The sequence below is a fragment of the Falsihalocynthiibacter sp. BN13B15 genome (genome assembly GCF_041205415.1).
In the GTDB taxonomy this organism is placed as follows: domain Bacteria; phylum Pseudomonadota; class Alphaproteobacteria; order Rhodobacterales; family Rhodobacteraceae; genus Falsihalocynthiibacter; species Falsihalocynthiibacter arcticus.
In genome coordinates this window covers 262,319-278,916 of record NZ_JBGFCE010000002.1, presented here as the reverse complement: position 1 = coordinate 278,916, position 16,598 = coordinate 262,319, and the positions used below count along the sequence as shown (strand labels likewise).

Here is a 16,598-nt window from a genome sequence, read left to right as displayed (position 1 = left end):
AATCACGAAAAATCAAGGCCCAGAAGGCGTCCGGCGTTGCCGCTGAATATCTTGCGGCGATCTACATCCGAGAGATCAAGCGCGTCGATTGCGTCAATGGTGGCCTTGATGGGGGCAAAGGGGGTGTCGGTGGCAAAAACCACTTGATCCGCCCCAAAAAACTTGAGCCCAGCATGGAGCCCCGAGGTGCCGCCCATCAAGGCCGTGTCACCATAGAACTCGCGGAAGTACTCCAAATGCGGACGCTTTAGCGCGGGCAGGACTTGGCTGTAATCCTCATCAGGCGTGCGACTGCCCAGCATTTTCATCCCATAGCCGATCCGCCCGTCGAAATAGGGGATCATCCCGCCCAGATGGTGAGTGATGATGCGCAGATCAGGATGGCGATCAAACAGGCCAGAAAACACCAACCGCGCCATCGCGATGGAGGTTTCATAGGGCCAGCCAAAGCACCACCACATCTCGAAACGTGATTTCTTTTCGGCGGCATAATCACTCATCGCGGCGCTGCGGGTCGGATGCAGCCAGATCGGCACCCCCAATTCCGCAGCAACATCAAAGATCGGCAAAAACTCAGGATCGTCCAGCGGGCGACCGCACATATTAGTGTGAATCTGGATGCCTTTGGCGCCCAATTCGGTAACCGCGCGCTGTGCCTCGGCGACCGCCCCGTCGATATCATTGAGCGCCACACTGGCGACGAAGGCGGGAAAGCGGTCGTTATGGCGCGCCACCAAATCGGCCAAGCCGTCATTCGCCAGCCGTGCGAGGCGCTGTGCAAGGGCGGGTTCGGCGACCTCCTCAAGCGTGGGTGCAGGTAGGCTGATCACTTGCCGGTAGGCTCCGACCTCATCCATTTGGCGGAACCGCACATCCAAATCGATAACCGACGGCACCCCTTTCATACGCTCGCCAAGACTGCCCAGACCCGCCGTTTCACGGATCAAAGCGTCGAAATAAGGTTGTGGAAAAATGTGGGTGTAAATGTCGATAATCATGAGAGGCTCTCTTGTACTATAAGCGTATTTTTGCGCCGGATAAGGTCAAACGCCAGCAGGCCAACACCCGAGATGACGCCCACGAGGTTGGCAATATGACTCCAGTCCAGCATCCCGACAGGCAGGAGCAGACAAAGCCCCGCCAGCCCGTAAACAATGCGTTGTGGGCCCGAAATCAGGCGCAAGCTGAAGCCTGTGAAACCCGCCGCGATCAGCCAGACAGCCGCAAGTGCTGTGGCCACATCCAGCACGGTTTCAACCAAGCCGCCCTGCATCAGGAGGCTGGGAGAATAGACAAAAAGGAACGGAATGACGAAGGCCGCCCAGCCAAACCGCATGGAGGTAAACCCCGTGCGCATTGGGTTGGCTCCACTGATGGAGGCCGCAGCAAAGGCCCCAATCGCCACAGGCGGCGTGATCATCGACAACATGCCATAATAGAAAATGAACAGATGCGCCGCGAGCGGATCAATTCCCACCTGCATGAGTGCAGGCGCAACCAGCGTGGCCAGCAAGATATAGACGCCCACCGTGGGCATCCCCATGCCCAAAACGATGCTGACCGCTCCGGTCAGGAACAGCAATGCGAGTACGCTGCCCCCTGCCATTGCCACCAAACTCAGCGCCAATGTGAAGCTCAACCCCGAGATATTCAAAACGCCGATCACGATCCCTGCGAGCGGGGCGATCATCAGGATATCCAACAGGCCGATGCCCGTTTTGGTCAGGATATCCCACAGTTTGCGCAGGTCGATCCGCTGGCCGTTATAGCCAAACAAAACACCGCTCACGATGACGGCGACCGTGGCATAAAGCGCGGCCAGATCCAGCGGCACATTGAGCCAGAAGATGCAGGTGATCAGGATTGCGAACGGAATGGGAATGTACCACCCCGCCTTGAGCACAGCACGGGCACGGGGAATATCGGACTCGGCCACGCGGGTAATGCCGTGGCGCGCGGCCTCCAGATCAACTTGGATAAAGAGGGCTGCGAAATAAATAACCGAGGGGATCAGCGCCGCCAAGGCAATCGCGCCATAAGGCATTTGGAGGAATTCAGCGATCAAAAAGGCGGCGACGCCCATCACGGGTGGCATCAACTGTCCGCCCGTCGAGGCAACGGATTCCACCGCCCCCGCCACATGCGCGCGATAGCCTGCGCGCTTCATCATCGGGATTGTGACCACGCCCGTAGAAACGATATTGGCCACGGTACTGCCCGAAATTGTGCCAAATAACGCCGAGGCGATGATGGCAATTTTTGCCTGACCGCCACGGTAGCGCCCCATGAGTGCCAAGGAAATATCGGTGAAAAACCCAGCGCCACCAGACATGAACAAGGCCTGCCCGAAGAACACAAAGGCCACCACAACCGTCACCACAACCATGGTCGGTGTGCCTAGGATCGCGCTGTTGTTCCACGCGAGATACCAGCCGAGGCTTTGTACGGACACATTGCGCCCCGTCAGCGGGCTGGGCAGCAAATGCGCCATCAAGCCCAGTGCCAGAAACCCGACAGCAACCAGCACAATGGGCAAGCCTGCCGTCCGGCGCGCCCCTTCGAGCAAGAGCGGGATCACCAGCGCCGCTGTGAGCAGCCCTGGGGGCGTTTTGACCGAAGCAATCGAAAGCTGCGGGAACTGAATGGCAAGAAAAATACAGACGACGAACCCGATGGCGGCAAGGATCACATCGTACCAAGGCGCGTGGCTGCGTCGCCGTCCTTCGCCTGCAGGCACCGCCAGATAAACCAGCGCAATTGCGACGGCCAACATGACTCCGCCAAAGGTTTCGGGATACACCAAAAGCCCCGCTCGACGCGGCAGGTCCAACGCCCAAGCCACAGTGCCCAACGGCAACAAAGCCGCCAGCAGACCAACAAGCCAACGATTGGAAAGGCCGGCTCCCGATTGTATTTCGTTCTGGTCAGACATCGCATCTACTTTCTGGAAAATTGGTCTGGGTGGCCACGAGCGGTTGCGGCCACCCAGTTTGGCTTAGCCTTTTGGTGGCCAGAGATCCGCGGTTTCGTAATAGCTCACGGCACCGGGATGATAGTCGACACCGGGGACTTCTGGCGCCATGTTGGCCGGTTCAAAGCGGTTCATCGCCTTGAAGCTTTCCGCCAGCGCAGACTTGTTGTCATGCACAACTTGGGTCAGAGCAGCGACGGTTTCATCCGGCACGGACTCAGCACAAAACAGCACCAAATCATAGGCGATGACGTTGGTTTCCTCGACGATCTGGGGCGCCGCACCAGGTTGCAGGGCAACAAACGTGGCACCAGGCAGGTTTTCCGCAAGGATCGCCTTGTTCGCATCCGACGCGTCGATTTGCAGCGCCTTCAGGCCACCAACCGAACTGTCAACTTCCAACACTTTGGCCGAACCGACCGAGAACAAGAAAGTGTCGTTGCGACCCGAAGCAAAGTCATTTGCCGCCTGAACGATGCTTTGCGCGGGGATGCTTTCAACATCATCGCGGCTCAATCCTGCCAGTTTCAGGTAGGTGTCATAGACCGCCCCAATCGCAAGTTGCGCGTTGAGTCTGCCGGGATACCGCTGGCCCTTTAGGTCTGCGATGTCATGTGCTTCGGCGTCTGTGCGGACATAAAGCGTCACCTGCGAAGGCAAAACCGCCGCCACCATGCGCAAATTTTTATGCTTGCCTTCGCTTTCGTAGAAGGCGGTGCCGTTCGTGTAGTAAGACACATCAAACGCGACGTTGATTCCGCAATCGGCCTCGCCCCCTGCAACGGCGGGCATTGGTGATCCACCCGCAGGAACCACAACCGCGTTGATATCTGTGGTGTCCGTAATGGTCTTGGCAATGGCCGAGCCGATGGAATGGGTTAGCCCGCCGGGATTGGTGGTCGAGATGGTCAACACCTGCGCCTGCGCACCGATGGCGGCACAGGTGAAGGCTGTCGTAAGTAGTAACGTTTTCATTTGGGTCTCCTCCCTAATGGTCCTTACCGGCGTGCCTTATGCAGCGTCCGGGTTGCAAGTTTGGGTCCCTCGCCCAAAGGACGAAAGGCACCGCCGATTATTTCGGTGGTATTCTTGACGAAAGCCTCGTTAGGCCGTTTGCGTGCCTGCAGCAAAATCAAGCTGCGCTTTCTGGAACGCGGCACCCACGTTGTGGAAATCAATGCAATGCCCGACGTTCTCAATGAGGGCTGCATCGACGCGCGGACTGGCTGTGAACAGGTCCGCGAATGCCGCGACGCGTTCCTTTGATGTCAACCAAAGCTTCTCATGGGCGGCTTGTCGGTAATGCACAGGCACGTCGATGCGCGCCGCAATGCCCGCAACCCGATTTTGCCACTCGCCCGTGATGTCGATCAATTCCGCGCGGGGCACGGCCGTATTGGCCATATGGCTGGCTTGGGGCATGTCCGCCGCATAGCTGCCCTCGGGGCCAAACATTACCGCGTCCTTCATTGGCGTTGGCAATTCGACAAAATATTGCTGCGGTAAGTTGGCGTAATTATCCGCATCCTCGGGCGGCGTTTCGGCCCCCACTCCAGACACCGCAATCCCTGACAACGACCAACCCGCGCGGATCGACGCCAGCGTCAGAGCAATCGCCCCGCCAATGGAATGCCCGATCACAAAAATCGGACGTCCCGCCAAACCAAGCTTGGCGATCAACGCTGGCAAAGCCGCATTCAGTGCTTGGGCATTGGCGTCAATCATATCAGGCGTATCCGGCAAGGCAGTTGACTCGCGATACCCTGGCCTGTCGAGCGCCACGATATCGAACCCCTGTGCTACGGCACGGTCGATCAACGAGTATCCCGGAATATCGAAATAGTCGCAATTATACGTGCCGCCATGGATCGCGAGGATCACTGGCAAACTGGTATCGCTGCCGCGTGCCACTTTGCCACTCAAAACCTGCGCGTCGATTTGTTCTTTGAAACTGGTGGTGTTTGCCTTCTGGTTCATTGTGTACTCCTCCCTAATTTTGTTATCCGCGATCTTTGATCACGCGGTTTTCCAGATGGCCAAGCCCCTCAACCTCCACCCGCATCACGTCCCCCACGCGCAGGAATTGCGGCGGATTCATCGCCACGCCAACACCACTGGGTGTGCCTGTTGCCAGAATGTCGCCCGGCTTGAGGGTCATGACTTGCGACAGATAGGAAATCTGCTGCCAGATGCTGTAGATCAGGTCGCGGGTATTGCCGTCTTGGCGCACTTCGCCGTTAATGAACGTGCGCAGGCGCAAGTCATGCGGATCACCGATTTCGTCCGGCAAGGTCAACCATGGGCCAATGGGTCCGTGCGTATCAAAGGATTTTCCGAGCGTCATGGTGCCTGTGCGCAATTGCCAATCACGAGCCGACACGTCGTTGGATACCATGTAGCCGCCAACAACCGAAGCGGCGTCCTCCTCAGAAACATAGCGACAGGTTTTGCCGATCACCACGGCAAGCTCCACCTCGTAATCAAGCTTTTCCGTCACTTTCGGCGACACCACATCATCAAACGGCCCATTGATACAGCTCACCTGTTTATTGAACCATAACTGGTACGGCGGAACCTCAACACCAAGCTTTTTTGCCTCCTCGCCGTGATCGGCATAGTTCATGCCAATGGCGAGGAATTTCTCGGGTTGCGGCACAGGGGCTTGCAGCGTCACGTCGGTAAGCGGGATGAGTTCGCCTGAGTCACGGGTCACTTTGTCATAGGACGCGCGCGCGGGCGCGCCAGCTTTCAAAAACGCGATAATGCTATCAGGCAGGTCAGGGGCGGCGACGGAAAGGTCAATCAAGGCATCGCCAAAAACTTTGCCGAGCCGTGGCCGCGAATTCTTCGTAAATACTGCAATTGGCATATCGGTTCCTAATTCGTTGAAAGTGGTGGGCGTGCCATTTGGCACAGTATTTTTGAGGTTAGCGGGCGTGTCAGTTCATCACCGACCCACCGTCGACGACAATGGTTTGACCCGTCATGAAATCGCTGTCTTGTGACAGCAGAAAAATCACCGCGCCGTTCAAGTCATCTGGCATCTGGTCGCGCGGCAGGCAGCGCGACGCCACTGTCATTTGGTTGATCGCTTCGGTTTCGGCGGCATCCATGATGCCCTCGCTCAACGTGAAACCCGGGGTCAGGCAATTAACGCGAATACCCGCTGCCCCAGCTTCGCGCGCAACCACGCGGGTCAGCGCGATCACGGCCCCTTTGGAGGCGGTGTAATGCAGCAATCCCGGTGTGCCTTTGAAAAGCGTTCCTGAGGCGATGTTGACGATCTTGCCATAGCCCGCCGCCCGCATCCCCGGCATCACTGCACGGATACATTCAAACGTGCCGCGCACGTTGACCTGAAGCACGCGGTCAAACTCCTCGGAGGTGATTTGTTCAAACGGTTTGGGCCGCAGCGACGCAAACATCGCCGCGTTATTGACCAAACCCGTGACCTCACCAAACTGCGCGGTCACTTCGGCGACGAAATCCGCCACTGCCGCTGCATCGGTAATGTCGCAAATGGCGCCCATCGCTTCATGCCCCGCCGCACGGATTTCGGCAACACAAGCGTCGGGTGCGGCCACATCACATAGTGCCACACGCGCGCCTTGTGCGGCGATGGCCTTGGCATAGACCGCGCCAATTCCCTGTGCAGAACCAGTAATAATTATCGTGCGATCAAACAGTCGCGACATGTTTCGTCCTTTCAGAACAGGAACAGTTCCATGCCCCAAAGCGAAATCGCAGGGACGAAAGTGATGAGCAAAAGTGCCGCAAGGAAGACCGCAAAGAAGGGCAGCACACCACGATAGATATCAAGGGTCTGCATTTTTAACGCGGATTGAGCGACAAAGATATTGATGCCAAAGGGCGGCGTGAACAGGCCAATAGCGAGGTTCAGCGTCATGACGATCCCAAAGTGAACCTTGTCGATCCCCAGCGAGTCAACGATCGGAATGAGCAGCGGTGTCAGCAATAGGATCGCCGACAGAGGGTCCATGAAGCAACCCACAACCAGCAACAGAATGTTGACCGCTATTAGGAACTGCCAAGGCGAAATCTCCATCTCGGCAATCCAAGTCACCAGCGTTTGCGGCACCTGATTGACCGTAAGTATCCACGAGAAAAGCCCCGCAGCGGCGATGATGACCAACACTTGTGCGGTGAAGAAAACAGTCGAGGTCGCCGCATCCAAGATCTCGGACCAACTGAGTTCACGATAGATGAACCGCGTAACGATCAGCGCATAAGCACAGGCCACAGCGGCGGCTTCGGTCGGGGAAAAGACCCCGCCATAGATGCCGCCCAAAACGATCACTGGTGCGCCCAGCGCCCAAGACGCGCGGCCCATCGTATAGAGAATTCGCTTAAGCGAGGGCGCCTCAGTGGTACCAAAACCACCCGCACGGGCGCGCAACATGATAAAGATCGACAGCATCGCCGCGAGGATTAACCCCGGCACAACGCCAGCCGCATAGAGACGCGGGATCGACGCTTCAGCGGCAGCGCCATAGATAATCATCGGGATGGACGGCGGAATGATAATACCAATGGCACTGACCGAGGTGATCATCCCTGCCGAAAACCTTTGGGGGTAATTGTCGGCGGTCATCGTAGGATGCATGACCTTGCCGACGGCGACGACCGAAGCCGCACTCGAACCAGAGATCGCGCCAAAAACAGTGGCGGTCCCAACCGTGGTAACGCCCAACGATCCGGGCAGATTGCCCACAAGAGAGCGCACAAAATCTACCAGCCGTTTGGACACGGTGCCGCGCGACATCAATTCGCCCGCAAAGATGAAATAGGGAACAGCCAACAAGCCCGGAGAATTCAGGGATCCCATCAAATTTTGCTGAATGGCCGTCAGCGGCATTTGCATGTAGCCCGTGAGCGCCAGCACCGATCCCGCCAACAAGACGATGAAGATGGGAAAGCCAAAAAGCAACAAGACGACGGGCACGAGGCCCAGAGCGAAAATCATCCGACGGTCCTTTTCGTTGGTGTCACAGGCGCGAAAACCACGTCCTTACCCGCGATCAGACGCAAACAGCGGAGCGCCGCGATCAACGCGATCAACACAAGACTTACGGGGATCACGATATGGATAAGCCAGACCGGAAAACCCGAGGCGTCGCTGCGCATGCCGATGGCGTGGGTCCGCGTGATATAGGGCACGGATTGAAACGCCACCCAACCACACAAAACCGCAATAACCGCCTGCTGGAATATCTGAAGGATCCTCTGTGCGGATTGCGGCATTAAGTTGCTCAGGATATCCATGCGGATTTCGGAATTGCGCCAGCCACAGACGACCGCGCCAAGCCAACCAAGGGTGATCATCGCAAACACGGCAATTTCGTCGGCCCAGAGCAACGCGCTGTTGAACACATATCGGCTGATCACATTGTAAACGCTCAGACAAACCATCGCAATGAGCATGATCCCCAGCAGTTTCAGCAGGCCGTTAGCGACCTTGTCGAGAAAATGCATAGTCTTCCCCTTGAGAAATACGACCGGGGGCAATTCTGCTCCCCGGTACCTTTATGCGGATTACTGCGAAGCAGCGGCTGCTTCTTTCAGGACCTCAAAATCCGCCTGCATTTGCGGGTTCTGTGCGACAAGACCTTCCACGATTGGATTGGAAATCGAAAGAAAGAGTTCTTGCTCCGCGTCGTTCATCCGAATGACTTGCCCTCCAGCAGCTTCCCAAGCGGCTTCTTGCGCTGGAGCACTTGCCAAGTGATCAAAAATGACAGATTCCGCTTTCATCGCCTCATCCATCACGATTTTGGCCAAATCCGGTCCAATTTTATCTAGGAAGCCCGTGTTAACAACCGCGCCAACTGTGGTGTAGTTGCCTGGCAAATAGGTGACGTTCTTGGCGACATCGGCCATTTTAAAGGCGTTGACCACACCCATGGAATTGGTGGCCGCGTCGATGGTGCCCGTTTGCAAACCGGGAACAACTTCCCCCAATGGCATGGCGACTGGTGCCGCGCCCATTGCGATGAGCGGATCGACCAAGAGCGGAGCGGCCCCGCCCGTGCGGACCTTCACGCCTTCAAAATCTGCAACAGTTTCGAGAGGCTCTTTTGAGACAACAACCCCCTGCCCGTCAATCACGATCACCAGTGGTTTCACACCGGCGGCCGCGCCGAATTCAGACAGCATCTGGCGCGTTTCTGGCTGTTGGTAGGCGCGCATTGCATTTTCGGGAGAGTTGAACAATCCGCCTGCATCTAGCACCTGAAAGCGCGGGTCGAGCGCGTTGAAAAAGCCGATGATCGAAAAGGAAACTTCAATCGTGCCCATCGAAACACCCTCAACCGCAGCTGGAAGCTGGCCGAGCTGGTTGGCGGGGAACAATTGCACGTCTATCTGTCCGTTCGAACTTGCTTCGACACCTTTTTCAAAGGCGACCATCCACGCGTAAACCGGATCTCTCTCGGTTGGCGGAATTGGCGCGGATACTTTTAGGACATGGTCCTGTGCGCTTGCGATCTGTGGTACAATCGCAGCAGTAGCCCCTGCGATCAATGCAACGGCAGTTACAGTTTTAATGCTCATTCTATCCTCCCTTATACTGTACGCCTGCGCCCCGTTTGGGCAACAAATCGACGCACAGTTCTCCCTCTTTTAAGCAGTACCATGGGGTCTGTCCCCACCGAAGATATGATCGGGCGTCAAGTGATGCCAAAACGGTATCAAGTAATCAAAACAACGAAATGGCGTGGCTGCGCATTGAACATTATCCCGTCTATTCAGCATGTTCCATGTGAATACGGCGACGTTTACTGTCGCAGAAAACGCGCCAAACTTTGGCATATGGGCCCGTGATAGCACGGATTTCATGCCAATGGCGCATTATGACAAGTATTGAGCTGCCAGCGCGTTCCGTCGTGGTTCCAGACCTGTGTCGTCATGGCCGTTACATCAAGCACCTGCTCTGTATCGCGCACGTCGATTATCTGGGTGAGCCGCCCCGTCATCACGGCTGTATTGCCAAAGAACCGAATTCGAAGCGGGCCGCGTTCGATATTGCGAAACCTATACTTATCGCGAAATCCGCTCAGATATCCTTCTTTTGTATCCACCTGCCCTGTGAGGTGAATATGAACAAGATCATCCGTCAATAAATTCGCGAGACCGTTATAATCACCCGCCATAAGCGCGGCACACCGCAGCATTTCTATGGCTTCTAGTTCCGCTGTACGTCCTGCTGGCATGATCCCCCCTTTGGTTCTGTATCGTTTTAGAAACCATTGGCGACCTTGGCGCGATCCACATTTCTTTTCGACGATAGGTTTCTGGTATCATCAACGAAAATACGCGAAATCAAGGGGAGCGATAATTTTCTGGTATCAGCAAAGGTGGTTTTCCATCTGCCCCATGTGGAGAGGCCGTGACAGAGTTTCACTGACCGATCGAGTTTGCGTCCTAACGGGTTGCGCTCGTCTATACTGGGAGGAGAAACCATTGAAGAAACCAAAACCAATCGCGCAGAAACCAATACTGCACCACGTAACATTCAAAACAACACGCATGCAGGAAATGATGGACTGGTACGAAGCCGTGGTAGGCTGCGCACCCAATTTCGTTTTTGAAGGTGCCGCCTGGACGACGAATGACACGGCAAATCACCGGATTGCCTTTCTCGCCACCCCTGGGATCAAAGCCGATCCCGATAAGATCGTCCATGACGGTATCCATCACACGGCCTTTGAATTTGGCACGCTCCAAGGGTTACTCGACAATTATGAACGTCTGGCCGAGGTCGGCATTCTCCCGCACATCAGCCTCGACCACGGGCTTACGATGTCGTTCTATTATGTCGATCCCGACGGCAATAGCGTTGAGTTGCAAAGCGACAACTTTGGCAACTGGATTCACTCCGCGCATTGGATGCAGACATCGCCCGAATTTGCACGCGAGCCTATCGGTGTCGAAGTTGACCCGCCCAAACTGATCAAGGCTCTGAAGGACGGGGTTGCCCAATCCGATCTGCTGAAGATGTCTCGTGCTGGTGATTTCCTACCTGACACACCCGGCGACATCCGCTTGCCCAGCTGATCCCCAAACGCCGCGGCAGAGGCAACTCTGCCGCACGAAAATTGACGCCAAGGGCCCTTTGCGCCTTGGCCATCGGAGGCACTTTCACAGATGTCAGACCTACCTAGCGCCACAAAAGTGGCAATCATCGGCAGCGGGCCTGCGGGCCTCGCCCTTGCCATTGAGCTTGGCTATCGCGGCGTGCCTTGCGTCATTCTCGAACGCAGCGTCCGCGCAGGCTATGCGCCACGTGCCAAAACGACCCACTCACGGACTCGCGAACACATGCGCCGCTGGGGGATCGCCGATAAGCTGGCTGCCGCCTCGCCCTTTGGCGTTGAGTACCCTTCGCACGTTAATTTCGTGACCCGACTGGGCGGACATCTGTTGCACCGTTTTGAACACGCGCTCGATTGCAAGGCTGAGCGTAACGAGGAATTTTCCGAGCACGGCCAATGGATTCCGCAATACAAGCTTGAGAAAGTGCTGATTGATCACGCCTTGTCATTGCCGGGTGTTGAAATCTGCTATGGCCAGACATTCACAGGCTACACAGCCCTTGATGGCGGCGTATCGGTACAGCTTTATGACAGTGCCACCTCTCGCGACTGGGAGTTGTCGGCGGAATATCTTGTGGGAGCAGACGGGGCCGGAAGCGCCGTTCGCGACGCCATTGGCGCCAAGATGGAAGGCACCTACGGCCTCTCACGCAATCTAAACGTCATTTTCCGTGCGCCCGAATTGGCCGCGAAACACCCACACGGCGACGGCATCATGTACTGGCAAATCAACCCCGATTTTCCAAGCCTGATCGGGCCGATGGACACGGGTGATCTCTGGTATTTCATGCCGACCGGCATTGATGCGGCCAACGCCCCAAGTCTGGAGGCCGCTGCGGATATGATCCGCGCGGCGACCGGAATTGACACCGAAATTGAGGTGCTCAGCTCTGACGAGTGGGTCGCGAGCAAGTTGCTGGCCGACCGGTTTCGCACGGATCGCACCTTCTTAATCGGCGATGCGGGCCATTTGCATCCACCGTTTGGCGGGTTCGGGATGCTGCTGGGGATTGGGGATGCCGTTGATATCGGCTGGAAACTCGCCGCGGTGCTTCAGGGGTGGGGCGGCACGGCCCTACTCGACAGCTTTGAGGTTGAGCGCCGCCAGACCGCGCAATTTGTGCTGGATGCCGCCGAGGCCAACCACACGATCCTCGCAAACCAGCTGATCCTACCGCACATCGAAGAAGACACACCAGAAGGTGTCGCCGCACGCCAAGAAGCGGCGGAAATGGTGCGCAAGCACAAGCACGGCGAATTCTATGCCCGTGGAGTGGTGTTGGGCTATTGTTACTGCAATTCACCCGCGATTATAGATGACGGCACGCAAAAAGACTGGAAGCGGTCGATTGACTATACGCCCTCGGCCACGCCGGGTTGCATCGCGCCGCATTGTTGGCTCGCGGACGACTCGTCGCTTTATGATCATTTTGGTCAGGGGTTCACGCTGTTGATTACCGATAAAGTTGACGCGCAAGAGATCGCAAAGGCGCGCAAAACGGCCGAAGACGTGGGCATGCCACTGACCGTATTTGCTCCAAAAGACGGGCGACTGGCCAAGCTCTATGGCGCGCCTTTGGTCTTAATTCGTCCCGATCAACATGTTGCATGGCGCGGAGAAGTGGTGCCAACGGTCGACGTTTTCGAACAACTCATCGGACGTCGCAGTTCGCTCAAAGCATAGGAAAAGGGATTACAATACAGCTGCGCCATCGGATTTGCGGCTGTGTTGTAGACCCGCGCGGCGGAACATGTCGAACATACATTCCGCCAGCGGTGTGAGCGAAAGATCGACACGCCGCACAAGGCAGATCGGTGCCGCTTCCAGAACATCGGTGATTGGCAGCACGTCAAACAACGCGCGATCAACGGGCGCATTCAACACCTGCATTGGAACTGAGGTCAGCAAATCGCTATTGGCCACCGCCAGCAGGGTCGCCGTAGAAGATGTGGTATGCATAATGATCCGTGGCATCGGCAACCCAAGCTGAACAAATGGTCGCTCAAAGTCGCCCTCACTTTTACGGTCGTGCAAGGCCTGTTTGACCCATTCGGCCTCCCCAAGCTGACGAATCGATGTCGCCTGCGCAAGCGGATGGCCTTTGCGCGCGATAACAACGCGCATATTCTGGAACAACACTTCCGACGTCACGCGGCTCCCCCGTCCGGTATCCATAAAGGGACCAACGAAAAAGTCGATTTCACCGTTGAGCAATTGACCCTCTATTGGCGCATAAAAGCTCTCAACGAACTTCATGACAGCGCGAGGGTGGGTGCGGCGAAAACTCATCACCGCTTGCGGCATCATGGCGAAAGTAGAAACCGCCGACATCGCCACGCGGACTTCTCCGACCATTTCGCCCTGCATTTGACTGATTTCTTCCGTCGCGCGCCGCAGTTCTTCTTCAACGGTGCGGGCCCGTTTGAGCATGGCCAGCCCCATCGTTGTGGGCAACATGCCAAACTGGTGCCGTTCAAACAAGGGAACGCCCAACTCCCGCTCCAATTCGCGGATGCTGCGCGTTATCGCGGGCTGAGTCACGCCTAGATGACGCGCCGCCGCGCGCAAACTGCCGGTGTCAGCGGTCGCAATTAGGTCCCTGATCTGGGTTAACTTCACGGGCCGATCTCCTAAAATGCGCCTGACGGTAAACCGCTTCTACCTCTCTTGCCCTCCGAATAATAGGTTGTGCCGCCTGAAAACGATAACGTTTCTTCTTGGGTGGGTTTTACTCTGGCTAGGACTCATAATTCGTGATGAAATCTTTGGGAATTTCTGGCCCCCACAGGTAAATCGAGTCCTCTGGCGGATGGTCGCCCGCCTCCCAATCGTGATCGACAGGAATATAGTCGATGTCGGCGGAATATTCCGAATAGCTGCCCCATGGATCTTTGACATAATGGAAGTAATTCGACCCAAGCACGTGCCGTCCAAGGCCCCAACCTTTGTCAAATCCCTTGTCTGCCATTTGCGCCGCACCCAAGCCGATTTCATTGATGCCGCCCACGTCCCAACTGCAATGATGCAAACCGGGAGCGTCAGATTTTGCAAAGGCGACCAGATGGTGATCCGAGCCGTGAATCCCATGCATAAAACAAATACCATCGCCAGACTGGTCGCTCAAACGCAACCCCAATGTACGGCTGTAAAAGCGGATGCAGGCCGGAACATCGGGAGTAAAAATAAGCAGATGCGCCAGCCGATGTGGCTGGACCTTGGGCGCATTGCAGCGCTGCATTGAGCCCATCACACCCGCCGCCGACGAAGGAACACTAAAGTCCGCCTTTTGTGTTGGGCTTGTTTTTTCAGCAATCTTGACCTCAATCAAAACACCGAAGGGATCGCGAAACCAAATGCCATTGCTGTCAAAACCGAGCGGCGCATCCATGATCGGCACTCCGTCCGCCTCAATTCGTCGTTTCATCGGCTCGAAGTCTTCTTCAAATATCGCAAAACTAAGATGGTTGAGCTTCTTGCGACCAGCCTCCCCAAGGGACGCCCAGCGTTGGGTCGACCCGAAGGTATAAAGCCCCAACCCCTCCCCCTCTTCGCGCACATCTAGGCCGAAGCTGGTGTAAAAATCCTGTGCCACCCGAAGATCAGGCACTACCATGTGAAAGGTGTCCATCGAATGAATACCCAATTCGCCGGGGCGCTTGGTGATGCCGACTTTGCCAGTGATTGCAGTCATGGTTTTCTCCCTTAACTCAGGCGGATTTGGTGAGTGGCTGTAAAATTTCGTCGTGCACAGGGTTGGATAACTTACCGAGGCCCGTAATCTCGACTTCGCAGACATCGCCGTCAACCATCCAAAGCGGCGGCTTGCGCGCAAGACCAACCCCTGAAGGTGTTCCCGTGACGATAACATCACCGGGCTTCAAGGTCATGAACTGCGAACAAATCGAAATGGTTTGCGCAACAGAGAACACCATATCATCAATCTCGGCCTGCTGCACCACTTGGCCATTGAGGCGGGTTGTCAGTGCTAACCCGAGACAGCCCTTGGGTAACGCGTCCGCCGTGACAAAATAGGGTCCGAAGGCGCCTGTGTTGTCGAAATTCTTGCCTGCGGTCCATTGCGGCGACTTGACTTGATAGTCGCGGATTGAGGCATCGTTGAAGATTGAGTATCCCGCGACATAATTCAGCGCATCGGCCTCGGACACTTTGGACGCTTCGGCCCCGATGATCGCGACCAATTCACCTTCATAATCGAGTTGGTTCGACACTTGTGGACGGATGATTGAGGCACCGTGCCCCATAAGAGACGAGTTGAAACGGCCAAACAGGGTTGGAAAAGTTGGCTGTTCAAAGCCGCTTTCCGCCGAGTGATCGCGATAGTTCAGCCCAACACACACAATTTTCTCGGGGTCTGCCACAGGGGGAAGATACGTGACCGCCGCCATGTCGATAACGGGACCATTCCCAAGCGCCTTTGCCGCGGCTTTGAGGGCCGGCGCTCCGGCGCGGATCAATGTCAACAGATCGCCGGGAAACCCTTCGTCCTGTGCCATAAGGCCACGAAACGCGCCCTCAACCTCTATGGCGAGCCCGCGCTGCCCAGCAAATTCGAATGCGGCAAATTTCATGTCAGTTCCTCTGATAAGACAGGGAAACCATAAATTGAAATAATGTATCAGTCAATTAAAAATATATTATTTACCGTATCTCGCAGTTGTGACTGTTGAATGGGCAACAGTATACTATTGCGATATAGTAGATGTTCATGAAATAGGTATCGGCAAAAGGGGATCAACCTATGGCGGCCAAGACTCAGAACCTAACAGCGCAGGCCTATGAAAAGGTCCGTTCGGATATTCTGGCCTGTCGCCTGCGACCTGGCGAAAAAATAAAAATATCTGACCTCGTGAGTGCCCTTGGCTTCAGCCTTGGTGCTGTGCGCGAGGCATTATCCCGTCTTACTTCTGAAGGGCTTGTGGTGGCTGAACCCAACAAGGGGTATCGCGTTGCCTCGATCACACAATCGGAGTTGGAAGACCTTACCAAAACGCGCATTCTTATCGAATGCTGTTGCCTCGAAAATGCTATCGAGAATGGCGATTTGAAATGGGAAACCGGCATTGTTTCAACGCAGTTTGAACTGTCCCGGATCAGCCTCCAAGATCCGAACGATCCCGACCGTGTCAACGAAGACTGGGCCGCGGCGCATAGTCGGTTCCATGCAGCTCTGGTATCGGCCTGTGACAGCCCGTGGTTGCTGCGCATTCGCGAGACGCTTTTTGCGCAATCCGAACGATATCGCAGCGTGTCCGTTCCCCTAGACAGTCGCAAGCGCGATGTGACCGCCGAGCACAAGGCGATTGCCGATGCCGCGATCGGTCGCGACAAAACCGCCGCGAGTATTGCGATGCGAGAGCATCTCGAACTTACCACGCGCATCCTGATTGACGCCGTCGTTAGCGACGGCGCTTTGGAAACAAAACCCATGCACAAACAGTCCTAACCCACGTTTTCTAGCGGGTATCAACCTCACCTTCTTCGCGAAGATTTGCCT

At 56.0% G+C, this 16,598-nt stretch carries 16 protein-coding genes; 3 read left to right on the top strand and 13 right to left on the bottom strand.

The annotated features are described in order from the left end of the window. Window positions 1-2 precede the first annotated feature (2 nt). From AB9F26_RS04015 to AB9F26_RS03970, 10 genes are all read right to left on the bottom strand, one after another. The gene (locus AB9F26_RS04015) at window positions 3-998 is read right to left on the bottom strand and encodes an amidohydrolase family protein (RefSeq protein ID WP_335583496.1); all 996 of its coding nucleotides are present in this window, start codon (window positions 996-998) and stop codon (window positions 3-5) included. Further along, on the bottom strand, window positions 995-2,932 hold the full coding sequence (locus tag AB9F26_RS04010; RefSeq protein ID WP_369767337.1) for a TRAP transporter permease: 1,938 nt from the start codon (window positions 2,930-2,932) through the stop codon (window positions 995-997). Before AB9F26_RS04010 ends, AB9F26_RS04015 begins: the two co-directional genes overlap by 4 nt. Before the next feature lie 63 nt (window positions 2,933-2,995). After that, window positions 2,996-3,946 carry a TAXI family TRAP transporter solute-binding subunit gene (locus AB9F26_RS04005; protein WP_369767336.1) on the bottom strand — a complete coding sequence of 317 codons (951 nt, stop codon included), beginning with the start codon at window positions 3,944-3,946 and terminating at the stop codon, window positions 2,996-2,998. A 129-nt stretch (window positions 3,947-4,075) separates the two neighbouring features. Further along, window positions 4,076-4,948 carry an alpha/beta hydrolase gene (locus AB9F26_RS04000; RefSeq protein WP_369767335.1) on the bottom strand — a complete coding sequence of 291 codons (873 nt, stop codon included), beginning with the start codon at window positions 4,946-4,948 and terminating at the stop codon, window positions 4,076-4,078. Window positions 4,949-4,970: 22 nt separating this feature from the next. Continuing rightward, window positions 4,971-5,840 (bottom strand): fumarylacetoacetate hydrolase family protein, encoded by an 870-nt coding sequence (locus AB9F26_RS03995; protein WP_369767334.1) that lies wholly within the window; start codon window positions 5,838-5,840, stop codon window positions 4,971-4,973. A 70-nt stretch (window positions 5,841-5,910) separates the two neighbouring features. Continuing rightward, window positions 5,911-6,666, bottom strand: coding sequence for an SDR family NAD(P)-dependent oxidoreductase (locus AB9F26_RS03990; RefSeq protein WP_369767333.1), 756 nt, complete (start codon window positions 6,664-6,666; stop codon window positions 5,911-5,913). An 11-nt stretch (window positions 6,667-6,677) separates the two neighbouring features. After that, window positions 6,678-7,955, bottom strand: a complete 1,278-nt coding sequence (locus AB9F26_RS03985) for a TRAP transporter large permease (RefSeq protein WP_369767332.1) — start codon at window positions 7,953-7,955, stop codon at window positions 6,678-6,680. Beyond that, a complete protein-coding gene (locus AB9F26_RS03980; protein ID WP_335583503.1) occupies window positions 7,952-8,464 on the bottom strand; it encodes a TRAP transporter small permease in 513 nt (170 codons plus the stop codon). The genes AB9F26_RS03985 and AB9F26_RS03980 overlap by 4 nt, the downstream gene beginning before the upstream one ends. Before the next feature lie 60 nt (window positions 8,465-8,524). Continuing rightward, complete coding sequence (locus AB9F26_RS03975; protein ID WP_369757457.1) at window positions 8,525-9,541, bottom strand: TRAP transporter substrate-binding protein; 1,017 nt, start codon at window positions 9,539-9,541, stop codon at window positions 8,525-8,527. 281 nt (window positions 9,542-9,822) lie between these two features. Further along, window positions 9,823-10,200 carry a nuclear transport factor 2 family protein gene (locus tag AB9F26_RS03970; protein ID WP_335583505.1) on the bottom strand — a complete coding sequence of 126 codons (378 nt, stop codon included), beginning with the start codon at window positions 10,198-10,200 and terminating at the stop codon, window positions 9,823-9,825. A 250-nt stretch (window positions 10,201-10,450) separates the two neighbouring features. On the opposite strand from AB9F26_RS03970, the gene AB9F26_RS03965 reads away from it, so the two are divergent. Both AB9F26_RS03965 and AB9F26_RS03960 read left to right on the top strand, forming a co-directional pair. Beyond that, a complete protein-coding gene (locus AB9F26_RS03965) occupies window positions 10,451-11,044 on the top strand; it encodes a VOC family protein (RefSeq protein WP_369755110.1) in 594 nt (197 codons plus the stop codon). A 90-nt stretch (window positions 11,045-11,134) separates the two neighbouring features. After that, complete coding sequence (locus AB9F26_RS03960) at window positions 11,135-12,766, top strand: FAD-dependent monooxygenase (RefSeq protein WP_369767331.1); 1,632 nt, start codon at window positions 11,135-11,137, stop codon at window positions 12,764-12,766. A 9-nt stretch (window positions 12,767-12,775) separates the two neighbouring features. On the opposite strand, the gene AB9F26_RS03955 is transcribed toward AB9F26_RS03960, so the two are convergent. The 3 genes from AB9F26_RS03955 to AB9F26_RS03945 all read right to left on the bottom strand — a co-directional run bounded on the left by AB9F26_RS03955 (window position 12,776) and on the right by AB9F26_RS03945 (window position 15,672). Continuing rightward, window positions 12,776-13,702: a LysR substrate-binding domain-containing protein gene (locus tag AB9F26_RS03955; protein ID WP_335583508.1), complete on the bottom strand. Its 927-nt coding sequence runs from the start codon at window positions 13,700-13,702 to the stop codon at window positions 12,776-12,778. A gap of 118 nt (window positions 13,703-13,820) precedes the next feature. After that, on the bottom strand, window positions 13,821-14,774 hold the full coding sequence (locus tag AB9F26_RS03950) for a VOC family protein (RefSeq protein WP_335583509.1): 954 nt from the start codon (window positions 14,772-14,774) through the stop codon (window positions 13,821-13,823). 16 nt (window positions 14,775-14,790) lie between these two features. Continuing rightward, on the bottom strand, window positions 14,791-15,672 hold the full coding sequence (locus tag AB9F26_RS03945; RefSeq protein WP_369767330.1) for a fumarylacetoacetate hydrolase family protein: 882 nt from the start codon (window positions 15,670-15,672) through the stop codon (window positions 14,791-14,793). A gap of 170 nt (window positions 15,673-15,842) precedes the next feature. Between AB9F26_RS03945 and AB9F26_RS03940 the strand changes: the two genes are divergently transcribed. Continuing rightward, window positions 15,843-16,547, top strand: coding sequence for a GntR family transcriptional regulator (locus AB9F26_RS03940; protein ID WP_369755116.1), 705 nt, complete (start codon window positions 15,843-15,845; stop codon window positions 16,545-16,547). Window positions 16,548-16,598 lie beyond the last annotated feature (51 nt).